At 44.0% G+C, this 22,557-nt stretch carries 23 protein-coding genes and 1 tRNA gene; 15 read left to right on the top strand and 9 right to left on the bottom strand.

Translation table 11 applies throughout. The features are described 5' to 3' along the window. Positions 1-5: 5 nt before the first annotated feature. From FTT94_RS06795 to FTT94_RS06730, 14 genes are all read left to right on the top strand, one after another. Positions 6-740 carry a glycosyltransferase family 2 protein gene (locus FTT94_RS06795; protein WP_111885459.1) on the top strand — a complete coding sequence of 245 codons (735 nt, stop codon included), beginning with the start codon at positions 6-8 and terminating at the stop codon, positions 738-740. Between the two features lie 68 nt (positions 741-808). Then, complete coding sequence (locus FTT94_RS06790; protein ID WP_111885464.1) at positions 809-1,687, top strand: acyltransferase; 879 nt, start codon at positions 809-811, stop codon at positions 1,685-1,687. A 5-nt stretch (positions 1,688-1,692) separates the two neighbouring features. Further along, entirely contained in the window at positions 1,693-3,216 is a 1,524-nt protein-coding gene (hutH, locus tag FTT94_RS06785) for a histidine ammonia-lyase (protein WP_111885460.1), read from the top strand. Positions 3,217-3,231: 15 nt separating this feature from the next. Beyond that, positions 3,232-3,651 (top strand): thioesterase family protein, encoded by a 420-nt coding sequence (locus tag FTT94_RS06780; protein WP_111885461.1) that lies wholly within the window; start codon positions 3,232-3,234, stop codon positions 3,649-3,651. Positions 3,652-3,721: 70 nt separating this feature from the next. After that, a complete protein-coding gene (locus tag FTT94_RS06775; RefSeq protein WP_228157209.1) occupies positions 3,722-4,300 on the top strand; it encodes an outer membrane lipoprotein carrier protein LolA in 579 nt (192 codons plus the stop codon). Continuing rightward, complete coding sequence (locus FTT94_RS06770) at positions 4,275-6,599, top strand: MMPL family transporter (protein WP_180170470.1); 2,325 nt, start codon at positions 4,275-4,277, stop codon at positions 6,597-6,599. Before FTT94_RS06775 ends, FTT94_RS06770 begins: the two co-directional genes overlap by 26 nt. A gap of 19 nt (positions 6,600-6,618) precedes the next feature. Next, complete coding sequence (locus FTT94_RS06765) at positions 6,619-7,917, top strand: NAD(P)/FAD-dependent oxidoreductase (protein WP_111885825.1); 1,299 nt, start codon at positions 6,619-6,621, stop codon at positions 7,915-7,917. Next, entirely contained in the window at positions 7,907-8,476 is a 570-nt protein-coding gene (locus FTT94_RS06760; RefSeq protein WP_111885824.1) for a DUF3261 domain-containing protein, read from the top strand. The genes FTT94_RS06765 and FTT94_RS06760 overlap by 11 nt, the downstream gene beginning before the upstream one ends. Before the next feature lie 7 nt (positions 8,477-8,483). Beyond that, on the top strand, positions 8,484-9,665 hold the full coding sequence (locus tag FTT94_RS06755; protein WP_111885828.1) for a beta-ketoacyl-[acyl-carrier-protein] synthase family protein: 1,182 nt from the start codon (positions 8,484-8,486) through the stop codon (positions 9,663-9,665). Then, positions 9,662-10,093 (top strand): 3-hydroxylacyl-ACP dehydratase, encoded by a 432-nt coding sequence (locus FTT94_RS06750; RefSeq protein WP_111885823.1) that lies wholly within the window; start codon positions 9,662-9,664, stop codon positions 10,091-10,093. Before FTT94_RS06755 ends, FTT94_RS06750 begins: the two co-directional genes overlap by 4 nt. Before the next feature lie 2 nt (positions 10,094-10,095). Continuing rightward, positions 10,096-10,821 (top strand): 3-ketoacyl-ACP reductase FabG2, encoded by a 726-nt coding sequence (locus FTT94_RS06745; RefSeq protein ID WP_180039864.1) that lies wholly within the window; start codon positions 10,096-10,098, stop codon positions 10,819-10,821. Further along, positions 10,821-12,041, top strand: a complete 1,221-nt coding sequence (locus tag FTT94_RS06740) for a beta-ketoacyl-ACP synthase (protein WP_111885822.1) — start codon at positions 10,821-10,823, stop codon at positions 12,039-12,041. Before FTT94_RS06745 ends, FTT94_RS06740 begins: the two co-directional genes overlap by 1 nt. A 21-nt stretch (positions 12,042-12,062) precedes the next feature. Beyond that, entirely contained in the window at positions 12,063-12,497 is a 435-nt protein-coding gene (locus FTT94_RS06735; protein ID WP_180134495.1) for an excinuclease, read from the top strand. A 123-nt stretch (positions 12,498-12,620) separates the two neighbouring features. After that, positions 12,621-13,196 (top strand): 4'-phosphopantetheinyl transferase superfamily protein, encoded by a 576-nt coding sequence (locus FTT94_RS06730; RefSeq protein WP_180170469.1) that lies wholly within the window; start codon positions 12,621-12,623, stop codon positions 13,194-13,196. A gap of 128 nt (positions 13,197-13,324) precedes the next feature. On the opposite strand, the gene secF is transcribed toward FTT94_RS06730, so the two are convergent. The 8 genes from secF to queA all read right to left on the bottom strand — a co-directional run bounded on the left by secF (position 13,325) and on the right by queA (position 21,587). Continuing rightward, positions 13,325-14,287 carry a protein translocase subunit SecF gene (secF, locus tag FTT94_RS06725; RefSeq protein ID WP_180102843.1) on the bottom strand — a complete coding sequence of 321 codons (963 nt, stop codon included), beginning with the start codon at positions 14,285-14,287 and terminating at the stop codon, positions 13,325-13,327. 10 nt (positions 14,288-14,297) lie between these two features. After that, on the bottom strand, positions 14,298-16,196 hold the full coding sequence (gene secD, locus FTT94_RS06720; RefSeq protein ID WP_180094866.1) for a protein translocase subunit SecD: 1,899 nt from the start codon (positions 16,194-16,196) through the stop codon (positions 14,298-14,300). Positions 16,197-16,250: 54 nt separating this feature from the next. Next, positions 16,251-16,580, bottom strand: coding sequence for a preprotein translocase subunit YajC (gene yajC, locus FTT94_RS06715; protein WP_111885818.1), 330 nt, complete (start codon positions 16,578-16,580; stop codon positions 16,251-16,253). A gap of 106 nt (positions 16,581-16,686) precedes the next feature. Then, on the bottom strand, positions 16,687-17,817 hold the full coding sequence (gene tgt, locus FTT94_RS06710) for a tRNA guanosine(34) transglycosylase Tgt (RefSeq protein ID WP_078194179.1): 1,131 nt from the start codon (positions 17,815-17,817) through the stop codon (positions 16,687-16,689). 80 nt (positions 17,818-17,897) lie between these two features. Further along, complete coding sequence (locus FTT94_RS06705; protein ID WP_111885817.1) at positions 17,898-18,794, bottom strand: DUF4303 domain-containing protein; 897 nt, start codon at positions 18,792-18,794, stop codon at positions 17,898-17,900. 81 nt (positions 18,795-18,875) lie between these two features. Next, a complete protein-coding gene (locus FTT94_RS06700; RefSeq protein ID WP_078191268.1) occupies positions 18,876-19,442 on the bottom strand; it encodes a LemA family protein in 567 nt (188 codons plus the stop codon). Positions 19,443-19,496: 54 nt separating this feature from the next. Next, entirely contained in the window at positions 19,497-20,525 is a 1,029-nt protein-coding gene (locus tag FTT94_RS06695) for a hypothetical protein (RefSeq protein ID WP_111885816.1), read from the bottom strand. 21 nt (positions 20,526-20,546) lie between these two features. Continuing rightward, positions 20,547-21,587 carry a tRNA preQ1(34) S-adenosylmethionine ribosyltransferase-isomerase QueA gene (queA, locus tag FTT94_RS06690; RefSeq protein WP_180170468.1) on the bottom strand — a complete coding sequence of 347 codons (1,041 nt, stop codon included), beginning with the start codon at positions 21,585-21,587 and terminating at the stop codon, positions 20,547-20,549. A gap of 178 nt (positions 21,588-21,765) precedes the next feature. Here queA and FTT94_RS06685 point away from each other — a divergent pair. Next, positions 21,766-21,852 (top strand) — tRNA-Leu (locus FTT94_RS06685). 258 nt (positions 21,853-22,110) lie between these two features. Here the strand turns inward: FTT94_RS06685 and FTT94_RS06680 are convergent. Beyond that, on the bottom strand, positions 22,111-22,410 hold the full coding sequence (locus FTT94_RS06680; RefSeq protein WP_168378735.1) for an HNH endonuclease: 300 nt from the start codon (positions 22,408-22,410) through the stop codon (positions 22,111-22,113). Between the last annotated feature and the right edge of the window lie 147 nt (positions 22,411-22,557).

The following is a 22,557-nucleotide window of genomic DNA, read 5'->3' as shown; positions in this document are numbered from 1 at the left end:
TAAGAATGCAGCATTGCTTTGTAATTCCAGTTTATAACCATCCGCATTATTTGGCGGCCTTAACTGAACATCTAAACGTTTTTCAGTTGCCTATTATTATGGTGAATGATGGCAGTGATGCTGAATGTACAGCGGTGCTGCGGTCATTGGCTGCAGATAACCCTTTACTGGATTTGGTTGAGCATGAAGTTAATCAAGGCAAGGGCGGGGCGGTTATGACGGGGCTGCAGCATGCATATAAGCAGGGCTATAGTCACGCCTTGCAATTAGACTCGGATGGTCAGCACGATTGGAATGATATTCAGCGCTTTTTAGATGCCTCGACGCAGCATCCAGAAGCGATGGTGATTGGTCAGCCTGTATTTGATGCGACTGTCCCGAAAAAACGCTTATATGGACGTTATGCAACACATATTTGGGTCTGGATTAACAGCCTATCTTTTGAAATAAAAGACAGTATGTGCGGTTTTCGAGTTTATCCGCTGGCGCAGACAGTAAACGTACTGAATAGCGCTAAATTTCAGCCGCGCATGGGCTTTGACTCAGAAATTTTGGTGCGCTTGAAATGGGAAAATGTACATTTTGTGAATGTGCCTACGCGGGTCATCTATCCTGAAGATGGTATTTCGCATTTTAATGTTTGGCGAGATAATTTAGGAATGGCTCGCGCGCATAGCCGCTTATTGGGCGGCATGCTGCTGCGCTTACCCAAATTGCTGTATTACAAAGTGAAAGGCTAAGCGTGTCAGAGCAAAAAAAGACAGAAAAAAGCACTCCCAAATGGAGCAGCATCAAAGAGCGTGGCGGCATGTTGCCACTGATGCTGATGCTCGGCTTTTACCGATTGGGTGGACGCTGGCTGTGCAGATTGGTGCTGTATTTTGTGATTATGTGGTATTGGCTGTTTTCAAACACAGCACGCCAAGCTTCTTTACTGTATTTAAAAAAGCTGCATCATTTTGCAGGCAGTCAATCGCCTTTTGCGTCTGAGCCGCATATGGGGCAGACCTATACGCATTTAATGCAGTTTGGCGAATGCATTTTAGATAAAATTGAAGGCTGGCTGGGCAATGTGGCTGAGCAGGAACTGCAATTACATGGGCATGAACATTTCCGTGCGCATTACCAAAAAGGCGCAGTGATTGTTGTTTCACATTTTGGCAATATTGAGCTGCTGCGTGCGGTGAAGTCTGAACATGCACAAAAAATTAATGTGCTGGTCTATCAAAAGCACGCGACAAAATTTAATGAATTTTTAAAGAAGCTGAATGAGCATGCAGATGTGAATTTGGTTTCGGTAGATGAGCTGGGTATAGAAACCGCATTGATTTTGCAAGATAAGCTGGATCAAGGCGAATGGGTGATTGTGGCTGCCGACCGTGTGCCTGTGCAGTCTGGCCGTGTCCAGCCTGTTGAGTTTTTAGGGGAACAGGCGCTGTGGCCGCAAGGCGCGTGGATTTTGGCAAGTTTGCTGACAGCGCCCGTTTTGGCGGTGTTTTGCTATCGGGTGCAAGCGCATTTTGAAGTGCATATTCATAAAGTGGCAGATCAGCTGAACTGGCCGCGTAAAGAGCGCATGCAAGCCATGCAGCAGACCACTCGGCAATATGTGCAGCTGCTGGAACAGCATTGCATGCGTGCGCCGTATCAATGGTTTAATTTTTATAATTTTTGGAATAAAGGATAAGTCTTGTGTTAACGATTGGGGAATTCGCTCTCAGCATTGAAGATATTGTGGCTGTTGCGCGTAAAGAACATCAAGTAGCACTGCCTGCTTCAGATGAGTGGAATGCATTGATTCAGCGCGGCGCAGATTTTCTCGATCAGTTATTGCAGGATGAAGGCGTTATTTATGGCGTAACCACAGGCTATGGCGATTCTTGCCTTGTGGAAATTCCACCGCATCAAGTAAATGAACTGCCTTTGCATTTGTCACGCTTTCATGGCTGCGGTATGGGCCAAAATTTGGATTTAATCACCGCGCGTGCAGTGGTCGCAGTGCGTTTATGTTCGCTGGCACGCGGCTATTCAGGTGTATCGCACGCCTTGCTGCAGCGTTTGGCGTGGATGCTGAATGAAGATGTGATTCCCGTCATTCCATCGGAAGGTTCTGTCGGCGCTAGCGGTGATTTAACCCCATTGTCTTATATTGCGGGTGCGCTGGTAGGCGAGCGTGATGTGTATTATCAAGACAAGATTGTACCCATTGCAGAGGTCTATGCCGAAAAAGGCATGCAGCCTTTAGTGATGCGCCCTAAAGAAGGTTTGGCCTTGATGAATGGTACAGCGGTGATGACTGCCATTGCGTGCCTGAACTATAAAAAAGCAGAACAGATTGCCTTGGCTAGCACCATGGTAACGGCATTGAATGTCTTGGCGCTGGAAGGAAATCCAAGCCATTTTGATGAAGTACTGTTTGCGCAAAAACCACATCCAGGTCAGCAGCAAATTGCAACCCAACTGCGTGTATGGTTGAACAGCCAAGTGCAAACTGAACATCAAAGTTCACGTCTGCAGGACCGTTACTCACTGCGCTGTGCACCGCATATTATTGGCGTATTTGAAGACTCCAAAGTGTGGCTGCGCCAGTTTATTGAAAATGAATTAAATTCCAGCAATGACAATCCATTGATTGATCCGGTGAATTTGCGTGTACTGCATGGCGGACATTTCTATGGCGGTCATATTTCGCAGGCCATGGACAGTTTAAAAATCATGATTGCCAATATTGCAGACTTGATGGACCGCCAGCTCGCGCAATTGGTCGATTACAAAATGAATAACGGCCTGCCGCGCAACTTGACGGGTTCAAGCCCAGAACGCATGCCGTTGAATCATGGATTTAAAGCCGTGCAAATTGGGGTGTCGGCATGGACAGCAGAAGCGCTGAAACAGACTTTGTCAGCATCCATTTTTTCTCGTTCAACTGAATGTCATAATCAAGATAAAGTCAGTATGGGAACCATTGCAGCGCGTGATGCGAGTCGTGTGATTACGCTGACTGAACAGGTAATGGCGGCATTGAGCTGTGCTGCGGTGCAGGCGGTTCAATTGAAAGGTTTAGATACAGAACTCAGTCTAGTATTAACAGCATTTCAACAGTGGGTGCTTCAAAGCTTCAACTATGTGGAGGAAGATCGCCCTTTACAAAACGAGCTGCAGGCGCTGGTCAACCGTTTTGAAAATTTAGAACTTTTGAACAGCATTGCTGTATAAGCCAAGGATAAAGCGATGCATGCAGATGTGATTATTGATGTTCCTTTTCATGATGTGGACACCATGAATGTGGTTTGGCATGGGCATTATTTAAAATATTTTGAAATTGCCCGCTGTAAGCTGCTGGATCAGTTTCATTATAACTATACGCAAATGCGTGATTCAGGCTATGCATGGCCTGTAATTGAAAGCCATGTGCGCTACGTGCAGGGCATCGAATTTGAACAAAAAATCCGTGTACGCGCAATTTTAAAAGAATGGGAAAACCGTCTGAAAATTGAGTATCAGATTTTTGATGCAATTTCGGGCAGACGCCTCACTAAAGGTTATACCACGCAAGTGGCAGTGAAGATTGCAACACGTGAAATGTGTTACCAGTCGCCTCAAATTTTATTGGACTGTTTAAATGTATGGTCTGAATTTAAAGCGGAGTAGTAGGATGAATATTCGATCTCCTATTTTAAAAGCAGTATTGCCGCTGTGTTTGATTACAGCTTCTGCTCTGATGACATCTGCAGGTCATGCGCAGAATACTGAATTGAAGCAGGTCTTTTCACAGTTGGCGGCTACACCAGTGGTACGCGCCAATTTTGAACAGCAGAAAAAATTGGCTTCGCTGAATAAAACCTATGTTTCGAAAGGCGAAGTGCTGTTCAGTAAAAATCAGGGTGTGTTGTGGCAAATACAAAGCCCTGTGAAAGCAGATTTAATCGTGACGCCGCGTAAGCTGGTGCAAAAAACGCAGCGCACTTCAAGCCAAATTGCAGTTGATAAAACGCCTTATGGTTCTGTTGCGACCATGTTTTTACAGCTGATGTCTGGAAATGAAACTGCACTGGCAAAAAACTTTAATGTGGTTTCAGCCAATTACAGTCCTGCACAGTGGAATGTGGTGCTGACGCCAAAGAGCAGTTTATTTAAAAAACTGTTTGTCCGTGTTGATGCTCAAGGTCAGCGTTATGTGAACCGCATTGTGATTCAGGAACAGGCCAATAACAGTACGGTCATCCGTTTTAGTCAGCAAAGCGCTCAACCTCAAACTTTAACGGCTGCGGAAAATGCGCTTTTCCAATTGGCAAAATAAATTTACCGCCATTTGGCTGGTCATACTCTGTGTCATTGCGGTTGTTTTAGCTGCGGCATGGCTGAACAATGGCATTAAAATTCAGACCAATATTTTTGCCTTGCTGCCAGAAACACATCAAGATGCGAATCTGGAGCGTGCGCAGAACTATGTCAGCAATCAGCTGAATGACAAAGTCTTTGTGGTACTGGATGCTCAAAATGACCAGCAGCTGGATCAAGCCACAAAAGTACTGAAAACGCAGGCCAATCAAAGCCAGCTATTTCAGTCTGTACGCCCTCAGCTGGACTATGACAAATTTGCCAAACTGCTGTATCAGCACAAGGCAGGGCTGTTAACCCAGAGCGATCGTGAACTGCTGCAGCACAAAGATTACGCGGCATTAGCAGAGCAAGGCTTATTGCAATTGATGAGTCCGGGTATGCCAGTCACGGCGGAAATGCTGCAAAGTGATCCGCTCTTGCTGTTTCCACGTTATGCGATGGGGCTTAGCGCGTTACAGAACAATTCGGATATTAGCCTAGAACAAGGCTTTGCCACCAAGCGCGATGAACAGGGCATTTCCAGATTGGTGGTGCTGCAGCTTAAGAACAGTCCTTACAGCATTGCCTATCAAGAACAGACCGATGCTTTTATTCAGCAGATGAATCAGCAGCTGCGCCAATTGCAGGTTAAACCGCATTGGACAGGAACACTGCTGTTTGCGCAATTTGGCACAAACTCTGCGAAAGAAGAAATTTCGACGATTGGTGTCGGTTCAACCCTAGGCATTCTGCTTTTGGTGTGGTTTGGCTTCCGTTCTATCCGCCCCATGCTGACAGAAATGGTCGCTGTGGGAACGGGCAGCTTGGTTGCATTTGCCGTTACATATAGTATTTTTGGCGAAATTCATTTAATGACTTTGGTCTTTGGCGCCAGTTTGATTGGTGTCTGTGTGGATTTTTCATTTTACTTTATGGCCATGCAGTCTCAGCACCGTCAAATTGATGGTTTTGCCGTCTTAAAGCCATTATTGCCGAGCTTATTTGTGGGTCTGATGACCACGCTGCTGGCTTATGTGGTGCTGAGCTTTACGCCATTTCCGGGCTTTAAGCAGATCGCAGTGTTCTCTATGGTTGGCCTAAGCGCGGCATGGGTGACCAGTATTTTACTGCTGCCGCGCTTGCCTGCTTTAAATGCCGAACCTGCAATTCGTATGCTGAGTTTTATTGGTCATGCGCGCAACTATATTCAAGCACGTAATCGCTTACGCTATGTTTTGATGGCGCTGATTGTTGCAGTGACTGGCAGCAGCTTACTGTTCTTAAAAAGCAATGATGACATCCGTAACTTGCAAAGTATGGATCAACGCTTAAAACAGGAAGATCAGTATGTGCGCGAACGCTTTATGCAGCAGCAGGGCAGTGATTATTTTGTGGTGCAGGGCAAAACACCTGCAGAATTAGAGCGCAATGAACAGCATTTACTGGATCAGCTGTCTAAATTGCAGCAGGCTGGAAAATTAGATGCTGTACAGGCGCTGGGTCAGTGGGTGCTGCCTCTAGTGCAGCAAAAGCAGAATGTAGCTATGCTTCAGGCCATTCCTGAGCAGGCATTGCGTGATTATGCACAGGCGCTGCAGCTGAATGAGTCTGAGGTTTTGAATTGGCAAGTCAATTTGAAGCATCAGCCGCTGCTGAGTGATGCTGTGTTTCAAGATCATCCGCTGCATTTTTTACAGATGAATTCTACCCAGCGTTTAGTCATGCTGCAAAATGTGTATGATGTGGTAGCTTTGCAAAAATTAAGCAATCACAATGTGCAGCTGCTGCGGCCAGTCAATCAGCTGTCTGAGCTATTTCAGCAGCATCGTATACAAGCGCAGTGGCTGCTGCTGAGTGCTTTGGCAATTTTAGCCATTGGCTTAGGGCTGCTATATGGGAAAAAATCCATCTTGCCGCTGGTGCTGCCCGTGACCATGGCGCTGATGACGACCTTTGCCATACAAGCTTGGTTAGGCGTAGAAATTAATCTGTTCAGCATTATGGGCACCTTCCTGATTATCGGCATTGGCGTGGACTATGCGATTTTCTATCGTCATGGACACGACCATCCGCAAGTGGTTGGCATGGCGCTGTTTCTATGCATGATGTCGACTTTCTTTGGGTTTGGACTTCTGTCCTTTAGCAATACCTATGCCATTCACAGCTTTGGCTTGACGGTGCTGCTCGGGGTCATTTTTTCATTTATTTATGCAACATTGTTTACATCTTCCGATGCAGAGCATGTTGTGGTTCAGCAATATCAGCCAAAGAGCTGAGTAATAAGGTAATAGTGCAATGAGCACACTACAGCACACAGATGTCTTAATTATTGGCGCAGGGCCTTCGGGCAGTTCGGCAGCAGCCTTACTGCGTCAAAAAGGCTATCAAGTGACGGTGATCGAAAAACAATATTTTCCGCGCTTTTCAATTGGGGAATCTCTACTGCCGCAGTCTATGGTATTTCTAGAAGAAGCTGGCCTGCTGGAGACGGTGCGTGAGCATGTCGAAGAATATGCATTTCAATTTAAAAACGGCGCAGCTTTCCTAAAAGGCCCGCAGCGCAGTTTCTATGATTTTACCCAAAAATTCAGTGAAGGCCCGGGCACTACTTGGCAAGTGCGCCGTGCCAATTTTGACCATTTGCTGGCGCAGCAGGCAGGCAAAATGGGTGCAGACATCCGCTTTGGTCATGAAGTGACCGCTGTAGATGTAGAAAGCGCGCATCCCATTTTGACGGTGAAAGATGAACAAGGTCAGCCTTATCAAATTCAAGGCAAGTTCTTGTTGGATGCCAGCGGCTTTGGCCGAATTTTGCCTAAATTTTTAGATTTAGAAAGCCCGTCAGATTTCCCAGTTCGCCGCGCCGTATTTACGCATATTGAAGACGGTATTTTGGATGATCCAGAATTTGACCGTGAAAAAATCTTGATTGCGGTACATGAAAAAGATCACCGCGCATGGTATTGGCTGATTCCTTTTGCCGATGGACGTTCATCGTTTGGTGTGGTTGCAGAGCAAGACTTTTTTGAAAAATATGGTTATGACGGTAGTCCCGATTATGATTTAGAGGCATTGCAAAAACGCATTTTGGCGGATGATGTGAGTTTATCTAAGGTGTTGCGCAAAGCGAAGCATGATACGCCAGTCCGTACATTGGTTGGCTATTCTGCCAATGTTAAACAGCTGGCTTCACATAATTATGCATTGCTCGGCAACGCGGGCGAGTTTTTAGATCCTGTGTTCTCTTCAGGGGTGACTATTGCGCTGAAATCTTCTAGCTTGGCCATTCCTTTGGTTGATCAAGTATTGCAAGGTCAGTCTGTGGACTGGATGGTGCAGTATGAAAAACCATTACGCAAAGGTATTCAAGTGTTCCGCGCTTATGTGGAATCTTGGTATACAGGCGAATTTCAAGATGTGGTATTTTCAACGAAGCAAGATGAAAAAATCCGCCGCATGATTGCCTCACTTTTGGCAGGCTATGCGTGGGATGAAACAAACCCGATTCACCGTAATGCCAAGCAGCGTTTGAGTACATTGGCAGAATATTGCCGCGAAGCGCACATGCGGGAAACCATGACAGATGGCACTTAATGTAAATGCTAAAATCACTGCTTTAGTTTTGGCTGGCGCTGTCTTGTGCAGCGGCTGTCAAAGCTTGGCGCCTAAAATTCTGCCAAAGGCGCAAGGTTTGTCTGCGCCACAATGGACCGCGCAAAGCTATCAGCGCCAAGATCAGATTGAAGTGCAATGGAAAGAACATGGCTTCAGTTTTTTGCTGTATCAGCAGCAAAGCGGTCAGCAGCTGGACATGCTGGCGCTGAGCCTGACTGGGCAGCAGCTGTTTAAACTTAGTTTTGATGGGCAGCAGGTTCGTGTGGAACAGCGTATAGATGCCATGAAATACTTGCCCTTTGACTATGTGGTGAGGGATATTCTGTACGCAACCTATCCACAGTTTATGGCTTTACATGCAGGGCAAACGGCTGTGAGGCAAAAAGACGGTGTGGTCTATATCAATCAGCAGCCCGTGTTAAACATTCAGCCGCTAGAGGGAGCGGTTGAACTGAATAACCTGCAAGTACCGTATCAAATGGTAATTAGCGCAGTGAGCAATACTTTGGAAGATGATCGAGGCGAGAGTGACCAATAACAATATCATGCGCCATTCTGCTGTGGGGATACAGTTCAGCGCGGCTTTGTCTTCTTTGGGGGAAAATGCCAGTGAATTGAAAAATGCACTGTGCACAGCAGGCAATACATTAACGCAGCGTCAAGATTTAATCGCGGAGCGCACGGTTTGGGTGGGGGCTTCTGCTGCATCCTTAGGGCAAAACATACCAGAACATTTGCAGTTTGCAGATTCGCGTAATTTAAGATTTGCTTTAACGGCTTTGCGGCAAATAGAGGCTGATATTCGCGCCTATACAGCACAATTTGCAAAGCAGCGCCTTGCAGTCATTGTTGGCACTTCGACTTCAGGCATTGCCGATAATGAAGCAATATTAAAGGCGCATTTTCAGCAACTTTCTGCAGAGCCGATTAGCCATCATAAACAGGAAATGGGCTGTGTGGCGAAATCACTGCAGCAGTACTTGGGCTGGGAAGGTCCTGCATATACCATTTCAACTGCCTGTTCTTCGGCAGCCAAAGCCATGGCTGCAGGGCAGCGCCTGCTGAATGCAGATCTAGCAGATGCCGTTTTAGTTGGCGGTGTAGATACTTTGTGCAAATTGACTTTGAATGGTTTTGACAGTTTGGAAAGCTTATCCAGCTCTATTTGCCAGCCTTGCGGCGCACACCGTGACGGCATCAATATTGGTGAAGCGGCGGCATTATTTTTATTGTCCAAAGACTCGGCTCCAGTGATGCTACTGTCAAGTGGTGAATCTATGGATGCATGGCATATTTCTGCGCCGCATCCAGAAGGGCGAGGTGCGGCAGAAGCGATGCAAAAAGCATTGGATGCTGCTGATTTAAATGCTACAGATATTAGCTATTTGAATTTGCATGGCACGTCTACTCCGCAAAATGACCTCATGGAAATTAAAGCGGTGCAGACCGTTTTTGCAGATTATCCAGTTGCGCTGAGCAGCACCAAACACAAAACGGGTCACTGCCTAGGTGCGGCAGGTGCGATTGAAGCTTTTATTTGCCAGCAGGTGCTGTTAGATCAATCTTGGCTGCCTTTACATCACGCAGGTGAATTAGACCCTGCTTTGGCTCAGCAGAATTATGTTTTGAATAGCCATGCAGCGCAGCCGATGCATTATGTAATGAGCAACTCCTTTGCCTTTGGCGGCAGCAATATCAGTTTAATTTTAGGAACCGTTTTGCCATGATGGATGCCGTACAGTTTATTCCGCATGAACAACCGATGGTTTTTGTAGATCATTTGATTGAAGCCAATGACAGTTATGCCATTGCAGAATTGCAGATTCGACCTGAGTTGATGTTTTGTGAAGCAGAAGGTTTGCCGACATGGAGCAGCATTGAATTAATGGCGCAAACCATCAGTGCCTATGCGGGACATAAAGGGCAAACGAAAGGCTTGCCGCCTAAAGTCGGCTTTTTATTGGGTACACGTAAAATGCAGTTGCCCTGTCCATATTTCGCTGTGGGCAATACCGTGCGTATTCGAGTTGAGCAGAGCTATCTGCACGAAGGTCTAGGCCAGTTTAATTGTGAAATTGAATATCAAGAACATCGCTTTAGCGCCATGCTGAGTGTATTTGAACCAGAAAATATGAATGACGCGATTGGGAAATGAACGTGAGTAGAAGAATTTTAGTAACAGGATCCAGCCGCGGTATAGGTAAGGCAATTGCTTTGGAATTGGCAAAAGCTGGTTTTGATATCACTGTGCATGCGCGGTCTCGTCAGCAGGAAGCGGAGCAGGTAGCGCAAGAAATTCAGGCCATGGGACAAAGCAGTCATGTGTTGATGTTTGATGTGAATGACCGTGAAAATATAGCCTCAATTTTAGAACAGAATATGGCTGAGCATGGCGCATTTTATGGTGTGGTGCTGAATGCTGGCTTAACCCGTGATGGCGCTTTTCCAGCTTTGACCGATGATGATTGGGATGAGGTGGTATCGACCTCACTGAATGGTTTTTACAATGTGCTTAAGCCATTGATGATGCCGATGATCCGTTTGAAAAAAGGCGGCCGTATTGTCACTTTATCTTCCGTTTCTGGCGTGATGGGCAACCGCGGGCAAGTCAATTACAGCGCTGCCAAAGCAGGCTTAATTGGTGCAACCAAAGCATTGGCACTGGAATTAGCAAAACGAAAAATTACTGTGAATTGTGTAGCACCAGGTTTAATTGAAACTGAAATGGTGATAGAAGAAGTCAAAGAACATGCATTGAAAATGATTCCAATGCAGCGCATGGGGCAAGTGGATGAAGTGGCAAAAACGGTTAAGTTTTTATGCAGTGATGATGCCAGCTATATTACCCGCCAAGTGATTTCGGTAAATGGAGGACTGATTTGATGAAACGTGTAGTTGTTACAGGCATGTCAGGTATCACTTCATTGGGTGAAACTGCAGATCAAATTTTTGAACAATTTGCAGCAGGCAAAAGCGGCATCCGCTACATGCCAGATTGGGAAATCTATGGTGATCTACGCAGTAAGCTGGGGGGTCCTGTAGAGAGCTTTACCGTTCCCAAGCATTTTAACCGTAAGGTGACTCGCGGCATGGGGCGTGTAGCCTTAATGTCTGTGGTCTGCGCAGAAAAAGCGCTGGAAGATGCTGGCCTGCTCAACCATGAAATTCTGCATAGCGGCGAAGCGGGTGTGGCCTTTGGTTCATCTGCTGGCAGTGTTGATGCGGTCGGTGAGTTTGGCGCCATGCTGCTGGATAATAATATGAACAAGCTGAATGCGACGACCTATATTCGCATGATGTCGCATACCAGCGCAGTCAATATGACGGTGTATTTTGGTTTGAAAGGACAGACCTTGCCAACATCCAGTGCCTGTACTTCAGGCTCTATGGCGATTGGTCAGGCTTATGAAGCCATTAAATACGGCAAGCAGACCGTGATGATTGCAGGCGGAGCAGAAGAGCTGAGCGCTGCTGGTTCTGCGGTGTTTGATGTGCTGCTGGCCACCAGTACGCAAAATGACAGCCCAGAAAAAACTCCACGTCCTTTTGATGCAAAGCGTGATGGTTTGGTGGTGGGCGAGGGTACAGGCTGTCTGATTTTAGAAGAATATGAACATGCCAAAGCACGCGGCGCGAACATTTATGCAGAAATTATTGGTTATGGAACCAATACCGATGGTCAGCATGTAACACGCCCAGATTCTGAGATGATGGGACGCTGCATGGAGCTGGCACTGAAAGATGCGCAGGTAGATGCCTCAGAAATTGATTATGTGAATGCGCACGGTACATCTACCGATCAAGGTGATGTCGCTGAAACTCAAGCGACAGCGCGCATATTAGGCAAGAAGCCGATCAGCTCCTTAAAGAGTTATTTTGGGCATACGCTAGGTGCTTGCGGCGCGATTGAAGCGTGGCTGAGTATTGAAATGATGCACCGTAAACAGCTGGTGCCGACTTTAAATTTAGAACAGCTTGACAGCGACTGCGGCGATTTGGATTATATCGTCAATGAAATGCGTTCAGCAGAAACGCACATGCTGATGAGCAACAATTTTGCATTTGGAGGGATTAATACCTCCTTGATATTTAAACAGGTTTAATTTAAAAAAGAGGGAAAAATAATGATATTGAAAAATATCTGTGCTGCAGCTGTATTGATGGCAGGGGCAATGACCGTTGTGCATGCAGCAGATGCCATGCATGATTTTAATTTCAAAGAAGCTGTTGATCGTGCAGTTGCTGAAGGTACGCTAGATGGTTCTGTGAAATTTTATCTGGCAGGGACAAAATCTGGTGGTAAAGTCATTGAAAAAGGTTTAGTCACCAATAAAAAAACCAACGGGTTTGCCAAATCTGCAGAAAGCTCATGTGACCATGTACTGCGTTCTGCATTGATTCAATTCCAAAATACCGCTAAAGCCAAAGGCGCGAATGCAGTAACTAACTTGGTGAGTTTCTACAAGTCAAATGAAACTCGCAGCACCACCACATATCAATGCGCGAAAGGAACTGCGATTGCAGGCGTAGCGCTGAAAGGTGATATCGTTAAATTTTAAGTGATTACTGTATTTTAAACATAAACATCAAGCTGAGCAGGGCATGAATAAGCCAAGAACCATTCAAGTGCTATAAATGCCATTGCTCAACTTGCGCCTTTAACGCGCGATGCATTTTCTGATATGCGCGCTTATCAGGCCTATAAAAAACAGCAAATTTATCAGCAGCGCAATTTACATCTTTCAGAAGCCATGCAGCGGCCCGTGCAAGACACAGATTTTTTAAAGACTGAATTTGGTAAACCTTATTTAGCCCAAACAGCAGCGCTTGCCTTTAATCACTCGCATAGCCAGCACCATTATGCTTTGGCAATCAGCAGTCATAATCATGATATAGGCGTAGACGTGGAAGACTTAGCGCGCAAGATGCGTTTTGATGCTTTAGCGCGCCATGCTTTTCATCCCAATGAGTTGGCAAACTGGGGGCAGGCGGACAATTCAGATGAATACTGGTTTAAAGTGTGGACCACCAAAGAGGCCGTATTAAAGGCTTCTGGCCTGAGTATTCGTATAAGTTTGAACGAATTGGATACGCAGATACATCCCATGCACAATGGCGGGATATGCAGCCATCCAGAAATTGGGACTTTTGCGTATCAAAACTTTTTATTACCCAGCACGATGTTAACAGTTTCGTGGCGTTCAGCGCTGTCCTGCAACGGTTTTGCATTCCCAGACATTCAAATTTTTCAGCATTGAAAAATAGAATTTAGAGTGTGGAAATAGGCTGATTTTCAGCTTAATACTATTCATATAAATTTATATAAATACGCCATAAAAAAACCCATCCGAAGATGGGTTTTGATCTGAACTATAAGTTGAAAAGCTTAAGGAATCTCTTCTTCTTCAAATTCAGGCTTCACTTGTACAATGAAGTCTTGACGGTTCAGGCCACGCCATAACGCGAAGGCTGTACCAATGTAGATTGATGAATATGTACCCACAAATACACCAACAAACATTGCAACAGAGAACCATTTCAGACCATCACCGCCCAGTACCATCATCGCCACAACAACCAGTAACAGTGTCATAGAGGTGTGAATGGTACGGCGAAGTGTTTCAGTCAAAGCACTGTTCACAACTTCAAGAGGTTCAGCACCGCGAATCTTACGGAAGTTTTCACGAATACGGTCAGATACAACGATGTTATCGTTGAGCGAGAAACCAATAATCGCGAGTAGCGCAGCCAAAACTGTTAAGTCAAACGGCCACTGCATCATGGCAAAGATACCAATGGTCACCACGATATCGTGGAATAAAGACAATACAGCACCCATTGCAAGTTTGAACTCAAAGCGAATAGTGACATAAACCAGCATGAGCAGTAGGGCAAGACCTACAGCGCCCGCAGAACGCACATAGAGTTCATTACCGACTTGACCACCAACCACATCAACTTTATGTACTTCTGCTTTATTGCCTGGCAATTGAGCAGCAGTTGTAATGGCTTTGGTTAAGTCTTCAGCTTCAATGTCTTTTTGAACTGGCATACGAACCATCAGGTCGCGGTCAGATCCTAAGGTTTGTACTACAGGATCTTTAAAACCAGCTTTTGTCAGCGCTGAGCTCACATCGGTAGATTTTACTGGTTGACTATAGTTCAACTCTGCTGCTACACCGCCAGTAAAGTCCAAACCGAGGTTTAGACCTTTGGTGCAAATAAAAAAGATACTTGCGAGCGTTAAGACAATCGATATCAAGGCTGCCGGTTTGGCAATCTTCATAAACGGAATAATGCGCTCGTTGTCCGGACGGCCGTATTGTTTCGGTTGAGTATTTTCAGTCATCTTCGATCTCCTAAATGCTCAACTTCTTCAGGTTACGTTTTTTACCATAAATGATTTGTACGATTGCACGTGTCACGGTAATCGCTGTGAACATCGAGCACACAATACCAATCATTAGGGTAACCGCGAAGCCTTTAATCGGGCCTGTACCAATTGCAAACAGAATGAAAGCAACCAAGAATGTGGTTAAGTTGGAGTCAAAGATGGTGTTATACGCACGATCATAACCCGCAACAATCGCCTGTTTCGGCGAGGCACCCCATTTAATTTCTTCTCGTATCCGCTCACAGATCAGTACGTTGGCGTCGACCGCCATACCAATGGTAATCACGATACCTGCAATACCCGGAAGGGTGAGGGACGCGCCAATCCAAGACATGATGGTTAAAATCATGGCAAGGTTAACCACGAGAGCAAAGTTGGCAATCAAACCGAACACACGGAAGAAGACCACCATCCAAATCGCAACCAATAAGAAACCGATTTGAGTTGATAATACGCCTTTGTCGATGTTTTCTTGACCGAGACTCGGACCAATCACACGTTCTTCCACGAAGTACATTGGCGCTGCCAATGCACCTGCACGTAGCATCAATGCAAGTTCAGACGCTTCTTGAGGTGAATCCAGACCAGTAATACGGAACTGAGAACCCAATACGGCTTGAATCGTTGCCGCATTGATGACCACAGATTCGGTATAAGGTGTACGAACTTCAGTTTGTGTGCCTGTTGTAGGATCTGCAATATAACTAATTTTTTGTTTGTTCTCGATGAACAGAACAGCCATTCGTTTGCCTACAGCATTACGAGTGGCTTCAGACATCAACTTACCGCCCGCAGTATCCAAAGTAATATTTACTTCAGCACCACCTGTATCTTGGCTAAAGCCTGATGACGCATTTTGTACACGTTCACCTGTTAAGATACGGTTACGGTTAAGCAATAATTGACGACCGCTGTCCAAAGATTCATAAGCAAATGCTTCTGTACCTGGCGGTAATGAGCCTTTTGCTTGACCTGTGTAAGGATCGATATATTGATCATTTAAGTCAGAAACTAAGCGGAACTCAAGGTTTGCAGTACGACCAAGTACACGTTTTGCTTCAGCAGTATCTTGTACACCCGGTAATTCAACCACAATACGGTTGCTACCTTGAGTTTGTACTAATGCTTCCGCTACACCTAACTCGTTAATACGGTTACGTAAAGTTGTTAAGTTTTGGTTGACAGCATAAGACTGAATTTCTTGTTTACGTGTATCTGTGTAGCTTAGACGAAGAGTCGAACCTTCAGTTGTTGCAACCGCTTGTTGAGTATATTCATTGCCGTTACGACGAAGGAAATCCATAGCTGCAGAACGGTCATCATTATTTGCAAATTGCATCGTAATGGTGTTGTTGTTCAAAGATAAGCTATTGAATTTTAATTTATTGTCACGAAGTTGGCGACGTAAGTCAGCCGCAGACGTTTCCATACGTTGTGAAATGGCTTTATCCATATCCACTTCAAGTAGGAAATGTACACCACCACGTAAATCCAGACCCAGCTTCATTGGTTTAGCACCAATTTTTTGTAGCCATTCTGGTGTAGTGGGCGCAAGGTTCAGTGCGACGACATAATTTTCACCGAGCCCACGACGCAGTGCTTCTTTCGCTTTTAATTGTTGTTCGCTCGAATCAACACGTAATAAAGCGGCATTATTGGTGAAGCTATTGTCATGGCTGGCAATATTTTCAGATTTTAAAATCTGCTCTGCTTTTTGTACGATGCTTTGGTCAATCTGGGTACCGGCTTTGGCACCTGAAATTTGAACAGCAGGTTCATCAGGATACAAACTTGGCAGGGCATATAATGTACTGATGACTAGTACCACTAGAATCAGTAGATATTTCCATGCTGGGTAACGCATTCGTTTTCTTCTTAAAATGAAAAAAGCCGTGCGGGTGCACGACTTATTTTTTGATTAAAGGTTATTTAGAGTGCCTTCAGGCAGAACTGAAATCACACTTGCGCGTTGTACTTTTACTTCTACGCCACGGTTCAGTTCAATAACTGCAAAATCACCTTCGATTTTTGTGATTTTACCCATTAAACCGCCCGCAAAAACAACTTCACTGCCAACGCCAAGGCTTTCAATTAGTGCACGATGTTCTTTTGCACGTTTTGATTGAGGGCGCCAGATCAAGAAGTAGAAGATTGCGACAAATACCGCAATCATCAACAGGTTTGCCATCATGCTTGGTTGCTGTGCAGCTTCACCTGCCGCGTGAGCAGTAGAAATAAAAAGGCTCATTTCATTTTCCTAAACTAAAAAAACTGGTTATCAATACTTTGATAAATAAATTGGACTTGTTCAGCAATTTACCTTGTCTTTTTCTTCAGCGCAAATGCTGAAAGAATTAATCTTGAGGACAAGGTGGCACTTCCATGCCGCGACGACGATAAAAGTCTTCAACAAACTCATCAAAAGTGCCATGATCGAGAGCATCACGCATCGCTTCAGTCAGACGCAGGTAATAACGTAAGTTATGAATAGTACCGAGCATCGAACCGAGCATTTCGCCGCATTTCTCAAGATGGAAGAGATAAGATTTGGTGAAGTTTGTACAGGTATAGCAGTCGCAATGTGGGTCAAGCGGGCTTTGATCATGACGATATTTGGCATTACGAATACGCACTAAACCGTCAGTCACAAAATAATGACCATTACGTGCATTTCGAGTTGGCATCACACAGTCAAACATATCGACACCGCGACGAACCGCTTCTACGATATCTTCTGGTTTACCGACTCCCATCAAGTAACGTGGTTTATCCGCAGGCATTTTCTCTGGAAGATAATCCAATACTTTGATCATTTCTTCTTTAGGTTCGCCAACAGACAAGCCGCCAATGGCATAACCATCAAAATCAATTTCTTTCAGACCATTTAAAGATTCATCACGTAAATCTTCGTACATGCCGCCTTGGATAATACCAAACAGGGCATTACGGTTTTTCAGCACGTCATGATGTTGAGTCTTACAACGTTTCGCCCAACGTAATGAAAGCTGCAATGATTTTTGCGCTTCTTCATGTGTCGCAGGATAAGGCGTACATTCATCAAAAATCATCACGATGTCTGAATTCAGCGTGTGCTGAATATCCATCGAAATTTCAGGAGATAAAAAGACTTTAGAGCCATCAATCGGAGAGCGGAAAGTCACGCCCTCTTCTTTAATTTTGCGCATAGCGCCAAGGCTGAAGACTTGGAAACCACCTGAATCTGTCAAAATCGGGTTATTCCATTTCATGAATTGGTGTAAGCCACCATGTTCACGAATAACATCTAGGCCTGGACGTAGATATAAATGGAAGGTATTGCCCAAAATAACTTGGGATTTAATTTCTTTAATGTCACGTGGGAGCATGCCTTTTACAGTACCGTAAGTACCGACAGGCATGAACATAGGTGTTTCAACAACGCCATGTTCAAGGGTTAAACGGCCGCGACGAGCACGGCCCGATTGCGCCAATTTTTCAAACTTCATACAAGGTCCAGATCAAGGCGAAAAAACAGTTCGCTGATGGTAAGAGTGCTAAAAGTGCTCTATTTTCCTTGATTCTGCGGTTAAACGCTAGCTTTGTCGGGTGTTAAGTCTGTAAATTTATAGATTGCGTCTTGTGACAAGGCTTCATCTGAACTCTTGGCATTAAAATAGAACTGGTTAATTCGCTGCAAAATTTCTTCTTTATCCATCGCAAACGTACCTTTCGGGTCCGATGTCATGGCCACGATGCTGTCAATGAGCTTTTGAATATAGGGATTCGTGCTCGCATAGCTTTTTTCTAAGCTTAAAAGATAGACTTCATTGGCTACATGTAAATAGTTATAAGGTTGTATTTCAACGATTTGAGCCAAATCAATCAGCAGGTCTTTATCATACTGAGACAGCTTCATACGCTTGGGTAAACTGTCGAGCTTGAGGGGTTGTTTGGATTTGAGAAAATCGTCAAGTTGTGTACTTGGAGGATTTAAAACCTGAGCTGAATAAATTTCTATTTCGGGCTGTGTCGGGACCGTGATAAAAAACAGAATATTGTCCAGTTCTATGCCGTAGGACTGAACCAAGTCGAATTTTGTTTGTTGTATGGCATTGAGCAAGATTGAAAGATGGTTAGCCGATTCAGACTTTATCGTAATTTTTATAGAAGATGGATCAAGGTTTAAATGGCCCACTTCATTTACAGATGTCAGTTTAAACTGCGCCAAGTCTTGACTTAAAGCCAGTAGGCTACGATAGCGCCATTTCGACACATTCCATCGATCATGCGCTGCAAGATATTGAGCAGAATCTTCATCTTCGGCAAAAATACTACGCTGCGTAGAGACTGCGATATAGTCTATGGATAAATAGGGATTGAACGCCAATGTACATGCGTAAATATGGTCGTCTTGGTGCTGCTCATAGAGTTTGAAAAACTCCTGAATCAGCACATTTTTCAGTGCATTAATTTGATTTTGCATATTTTATTTTTCTTTCTAGTTTTGGAGGTGCTTGATCACCTCATCATTATTTTTTTTACTTTTGTACATTAAAGCCCGAACTTAAAAGTTCGGACGATAATCAAAATTTTGGCTGGCAGCTTGATCGCGGAAAGGGCGAACCGCTTTTTTACTCAGCAATAGCGTATTAATAATATTGTTAGGAAACACTTGAATGTGGTTGTTGAACAACTCAACGTTGCGGTTAAAAATAGTAATCGCCGCACCGACATTTTCGTTTTGTTCTTCAATTTCATTCATCATTTTCAGATAAATATCATTGGCTTTGAGCTCTGGATAGTTTTCAACCACAACATTCAGGCTGCGCATTAGATCTTGATTTAAGGCTTCAATACGCTGTAATTGGCTGACATCGGTACTGTTTACGTTCAAATTCATAATGTTTTGACGGAGTTCAGTGACTTTTGCCAAAGTCCCTTGTTCAAAATTGGAATATTGCTCAACCAAAGGCTGTAATCCATCTAAAATTTTGATTTTTTGACGTTCATAGCTAGCTACATCTGACCATGCACGAATGGTTGCATTGTGATGTCGGACAATATTGTTGCGAATCATGATTGCACCAATCACCAATGCAATGATGATTAAAACAAAGATCAAAAGCCCCATAAAATTTTATCCTCAAGATAAAAGGTCGTAAGTTAAAACATTATTGTATGAAATCTATTTTAAAAACTGCGTTAAATCGTTTTTCAAATTTTCTAAAGCATTTAATTTAAAGGTTCTGAGATGTCCACGCAATGTCGAAACATCCTGAATTCGTTTTGCTTTACTACTGACTTTAAATAAATCTGTAGAGCCAAGATAGCACATTATTCGGTGGCTCGGATGAAATAGCAGATCACCTTCACGGTTTTGAAAAAAATCCGCTAGTCGGAGGACAAATCCCGGGCTGAGTAATTTAGCCATTTCCATTTGGTTATCGCCATAAAACTTTAATTTTTGATTGGTTTGAATGTCGCTGCTATGCCAAGGAAAACTATAGGGATAGCCAAAGTTTTTACCTGTTGCAGATACGGCTAGTCCATGGATGCCAATATCAAAAACAAATACGCCCCACAGGTCTTTATGAATTTCTTTCACCGTGACTTCATCACCGTCTTTGTCACGTACTTTCAGTTCATTCACATAGTGATAATGAAAGACCATGACTTGATGCTGTTGCTGATTTTCGTCTTCCCAAACGGTGCTCGCGAAGGTCTGAATATCATTCGAAAGGCTGCCTTGTTTAAACACGGGGAACATACGTTTAAGATTGCCAATAAATTGTAGATTATTCAGTGGCATCGAAATGTATTGAGGCTGTCGGTTAAAAGCCAATTGGTATTTTTTTGCGATGCATTCGGTTTCCAAAAACGCAATAACATCTTCGAGCGGGTCATCTTTTTCATAGCTAATATAAGCCCAGAACACCATGGCCAACCCCGCAGCAAAGCAAAGCTGTGCCCAGCCATGATCGGGCTGAATCACGATGAACAGCATGAAGCCGATACCCAACGCAGCTAAAGCTAGGGGGAGTAAATTTTCAAATTTGAGTGTAATGGGAGCATTCCATGGATGCAGTCCATCGAGGAGCTCTTGGTGTGTTTTGGCGTTTCGGCCTATATCCCAGAGCCGAGCGATATTCTGAAAAACCACAGCATTCTTCTTACGACGAATATGGATGGAGTGCTTTACAGAATCGATCGGCATAGGGATGATTTCGGCGTAATTTTATTTGTGGTTAATATTATCAATTAACATCGCATCACCATAACTAAAGAAGCGATATTGGCTTTCGACGGCATGGTGATAGGCATTCAAAATATTGTCTCGATTAGACAACGCTGACACTAACATGAGCAAGGTAGATTCAGGTAAATGGAAGTTGGTAATTAAACGATCGACTACTTTGAACTCATAACCTGGGTAGATAAAGATTTGTGTATCACCAGTCCAACCCTTGAGTTCGCCGCCATTGGCTTGAGCGGCACTTTCAGTCGCACGAGTCGCTGTAGTACCGACAGCAATGACTTTATTGCCACGTGCTTTTGTCTCACGGATTAAAGCCATAGATTCTTCTGATACGTCACACCATTCGCTGTGCATGATGTGATTTTCAATGTCATTGGTGCGCACGGGTAAGAATGTACCAGCACCCACATGCAAGGTAACAAAGGTTTTATTTACGCCTTTGTCTGCCAATTTTTTGAGTAGCGCTTCATCAAAATGTAAGCTTGCTGTTGGTGCTGCAACTGAAGCCAATTTGGTCGGATCGTTAAAAACAGTTTGGTAACGTTCGGTATCAATCGCTTCTGCTTCACGGTTAAAGTAAGGCGGAATCGGTAAAGCACCGTATAAATCTAAAACTTGTAAAATAGGCTGTGAAAATTCCACAACAAATAAGTTTTCATGACGGCCTTGAACGGTCACTTTAACTTCGTCTGGACCAATAAATAATTCCGCACCTTGTTTAGGCGTATTGCTGGCTTTAATGTGGCAATGCGCGGTTTTCGGGTCAAGAATACGTTCAACCAAGACTTCAACTGCACCGCCTGTTGCGCGTTTGCCTTTTAAGCGAGCTTTCATCACTTTGGTATCGTTCAGTACCAATAAGTCGCCTTCATTGAGCAAGTCTAAAATGTCAGTGAAATGATGGTCGTGATATTCGCCATTCAGGTCGAGATGGAGTAGGCGTGATGCACTACGTGTTTCAAGCGGATAACGGGCAATGAGTTCGTCAGGGAGATTGAAGTTAAAGTCAGAAAGTTGCATGTTAAAAAATCTGAAAAGGGGATAATGAAATTTGGCTTAGTATAAGCTTTTTTGAGTTTTAACGCTGAAATTGATGGATTATCCATCTAAAAATTCTTATACGGTTTATTTTTAATCAAATGAGAACATCATGCGTTGACAAGTTTTTGAAACAGTTTATTATACGTTTCAACACCTTCCCGAGGTGGTGAAATTGGTAGACGCGGTGGATTCAAAATCCACTATCAGAGATGATGTGTCGGTTCGAGTCCGACCCTCGGGACCAAAATTCTAAAAGACCCCAAGCTTATTAAGACTTGGGGTTTTTTTATGTCTAAAAGTAATGAATTATATAAAATTCCTAGAAAATTTCCAATGATTTCACTAGCCACGTTTCAGGTGGTCACTTCGTAAAATGAGTACCTGAATTTTGTTTGGGTACTCATGGTGGAATCAGATGCTAAGCTTAAATTATTAGATCAATACAATAATCAAATGTGATTGATCGGGTGTCTTATAGGGCTTGTAGTATTTAAAAGATTTATTAACTATCTAAAGCTACTTTGATGACATCTGCAATTGTCTCAGTGTTGACACCTCTTTTTCGAGCATTCTCAGAGTGGAACCAAGTTGCTAAGTCTTTATTGCCTTTAGATGCATTGCAGCCAACACAGCACAATGCAATATTGGTTAAGGTTGTAATTCTTATATCGTTGATAATGTGTTCCCAAGACTTCTTGTTGGCTCTTTCAGTGCCAAACTTTTTGCCGCAATATACACAGCACAGGTCTCGCTCCGAGACCGCATCTTCTATGTGCTTTGGTATTCCCCATGAATTTGCCATTTTAGGTTTTCCTTATTTTATGGCTGTAGTTGGATGAAAAAGCCTACCTTTGATAGCTCACATTCATAAAATTTAGAGCAAAGTATTAAATGAAAGAGTTGTCATAATACTATAGAAATGAGGGTAAAAAAAACCAGCGCCGAAGTG

The organism is Acinetobacter sp. YH12027 (assembly GCF_013420085.1).
Classification (GTDB): domain Bacteria; phylum Pseudomonadota; class Gammaproteobacteria; order Pseudomonadales; family Moraxellaceae; genus Acinetobacter; species Acinetobacter amyesii.
Note: the sequence above shows the minus strand (reverse complement) of the source record. Positions and strands in the feature narration are given on the sequence as shown.

Excerpts from the sequence above, each read along its gene's own strand:
- FTT94_RS06795 (WP_111885459.1), top strand. The coding sequence starts at position 6 with ATGCAGCATTGCTTTGTAATTCCAGTTTATAACCATCCGCATTATTTG.
- FTT94_RS06790 (WP_111885464.1), top strand. The coding sequence starts at position 809 with ATGTTGCCACTGATGCTGATGCTCGGCTTTTACCGATTGGGTGGACGC.
- FTT94_RS06780 (WP_111885461.1), top strand. The coding sequence starts at position 3,232 with ATGCATGCAGATGTGATTATTGATGTTCCTTTTCATGATGTGGACACC.
- FTT94_RS06775 (WP_228157209.1), top strand. The coding sequence starts at position 3,722 with ATGACATCTGCAGGTCATGCGCAGAATACTGAATTGAAGCAGGTCTTT.
- FTT94_RS06770 (WP_180170470.1), top strand. The coding sequence starts at position 4,275 with ATGCGCTTTTCCAATTGGCAAAATAAATTTACCGCCATTTGGCTGGTC.
- FTT94_RS06765 (WP_111885825.1), top strand. The coding sequence starts at position 6,619 with ATGAGCACACTACAGCACACAGATGTCTTAATTATTGGCGCAGGGCCT.
- FTT94_RS06760 (WP_111885824.1), top strand. The coding sequence starts at position 7,907 with ATGGCACTTAATGTAAATGCTAAAATCACTGCTTTAGTTTTGGCTGGC.
- FTT94_RS06755 (WP_111885828.1), top strand. The coding sequence starts at position 8,484 with ATGCGCCATTCTGCTGTGGGGATACAGTTCAGCGCGGCTTTGTCTTCT.
- FTT94_RS06750 (WP_111885823.1), top strand. The coding sequence starts at position 9,662 with ATGATGGATGCCGTACAGTTTATTCCGCATGAACAACCGATGGTTTTT.
- FTT94_RS06740 (WP_111885822.1), top strand. The coding sequence starts at position 10,821 with ATGAAACGTGTAGTTGTTACAGGCATGTCAGGTATCACTTCATTGGGT.
- FTT94_RS06735 (WP_180134495.1), top strand. The coding sequence starts at position 12,063 with ATGATATTGAAAAATATCTGTGCTGCAGCTGTATTGATGGCAGGGGCA.
- FTT94_RS06730 (WP_180170469.1), top strand. The coding sequence starts at position 12,621 with ATGCGCGCTTATCAGGCCTATAAAAAACAGCAAATTTATCAGCAGCGC.
- secF (WP_180102843.1), bottom strand. The coding sequence starts at position 14,287 with ATGACTGAAAATACTCAACCGAAACAATACGGCCGTCCGGACAACGAG.
- secD (WP_180094866.1), bottom strand. The coding sequence starts at position 16,196 with ATGCGTTACCCAGCATGGAAATATCTACTGATTCTAGTGGTACTAGTC.
- yajC (WP_111885818.1), bottom strand. The coding sequence starts at position 16,580 with ATGAGCCTTTTTATTTCTACTGCTCACGCGGCAGGTGAAGCTGCACAG.
- tgt (WP_078194179.1), bottom strand. The coding sequence starts at position 17,817 with ATGAAGTTTGAAAAATTGGCGCAATCGGGCCGTGCTCGTCGCGGCCGT.
- FTT94_RS06705 (WP_111885817.1), bottom strand. The coding sequence starts at position 18,794 with ATGCAAAATCAAATTAATGCACTGAAAAATGTGCTGATTCAGGAGTTT.
- FTT94_RS06700 (WP_078191268.1), bottom strand. The coding sequence starts at position 19,442 with ATGGGGCTTTTGATCTTTGTTTTAATCATCATTGCATTGGTGATTGGT.
- FTT94_RS06695 (WP_111885816.1), bottom strand. The coding sequence starts at position 20,525 with ATGCCGATCGATTCTGTAAAGCACTCCATCCATATTCGTCGTAAGAAG.
- queA (WP_180170468.1), bottom strand. The coding sequence starts at position 21,587 with ATGCAACTTTCTGACTTTAACTTCAATCTCCCTGACGAACTCATTGCC.
- FTT94_RS06680 (WP_168378735.1), bottom strand. The coding sequence starts at position 22,410 with ATGGCAAATTCATGGGGAATACCAAAGCACATAGAAGATGCGGTCTCG.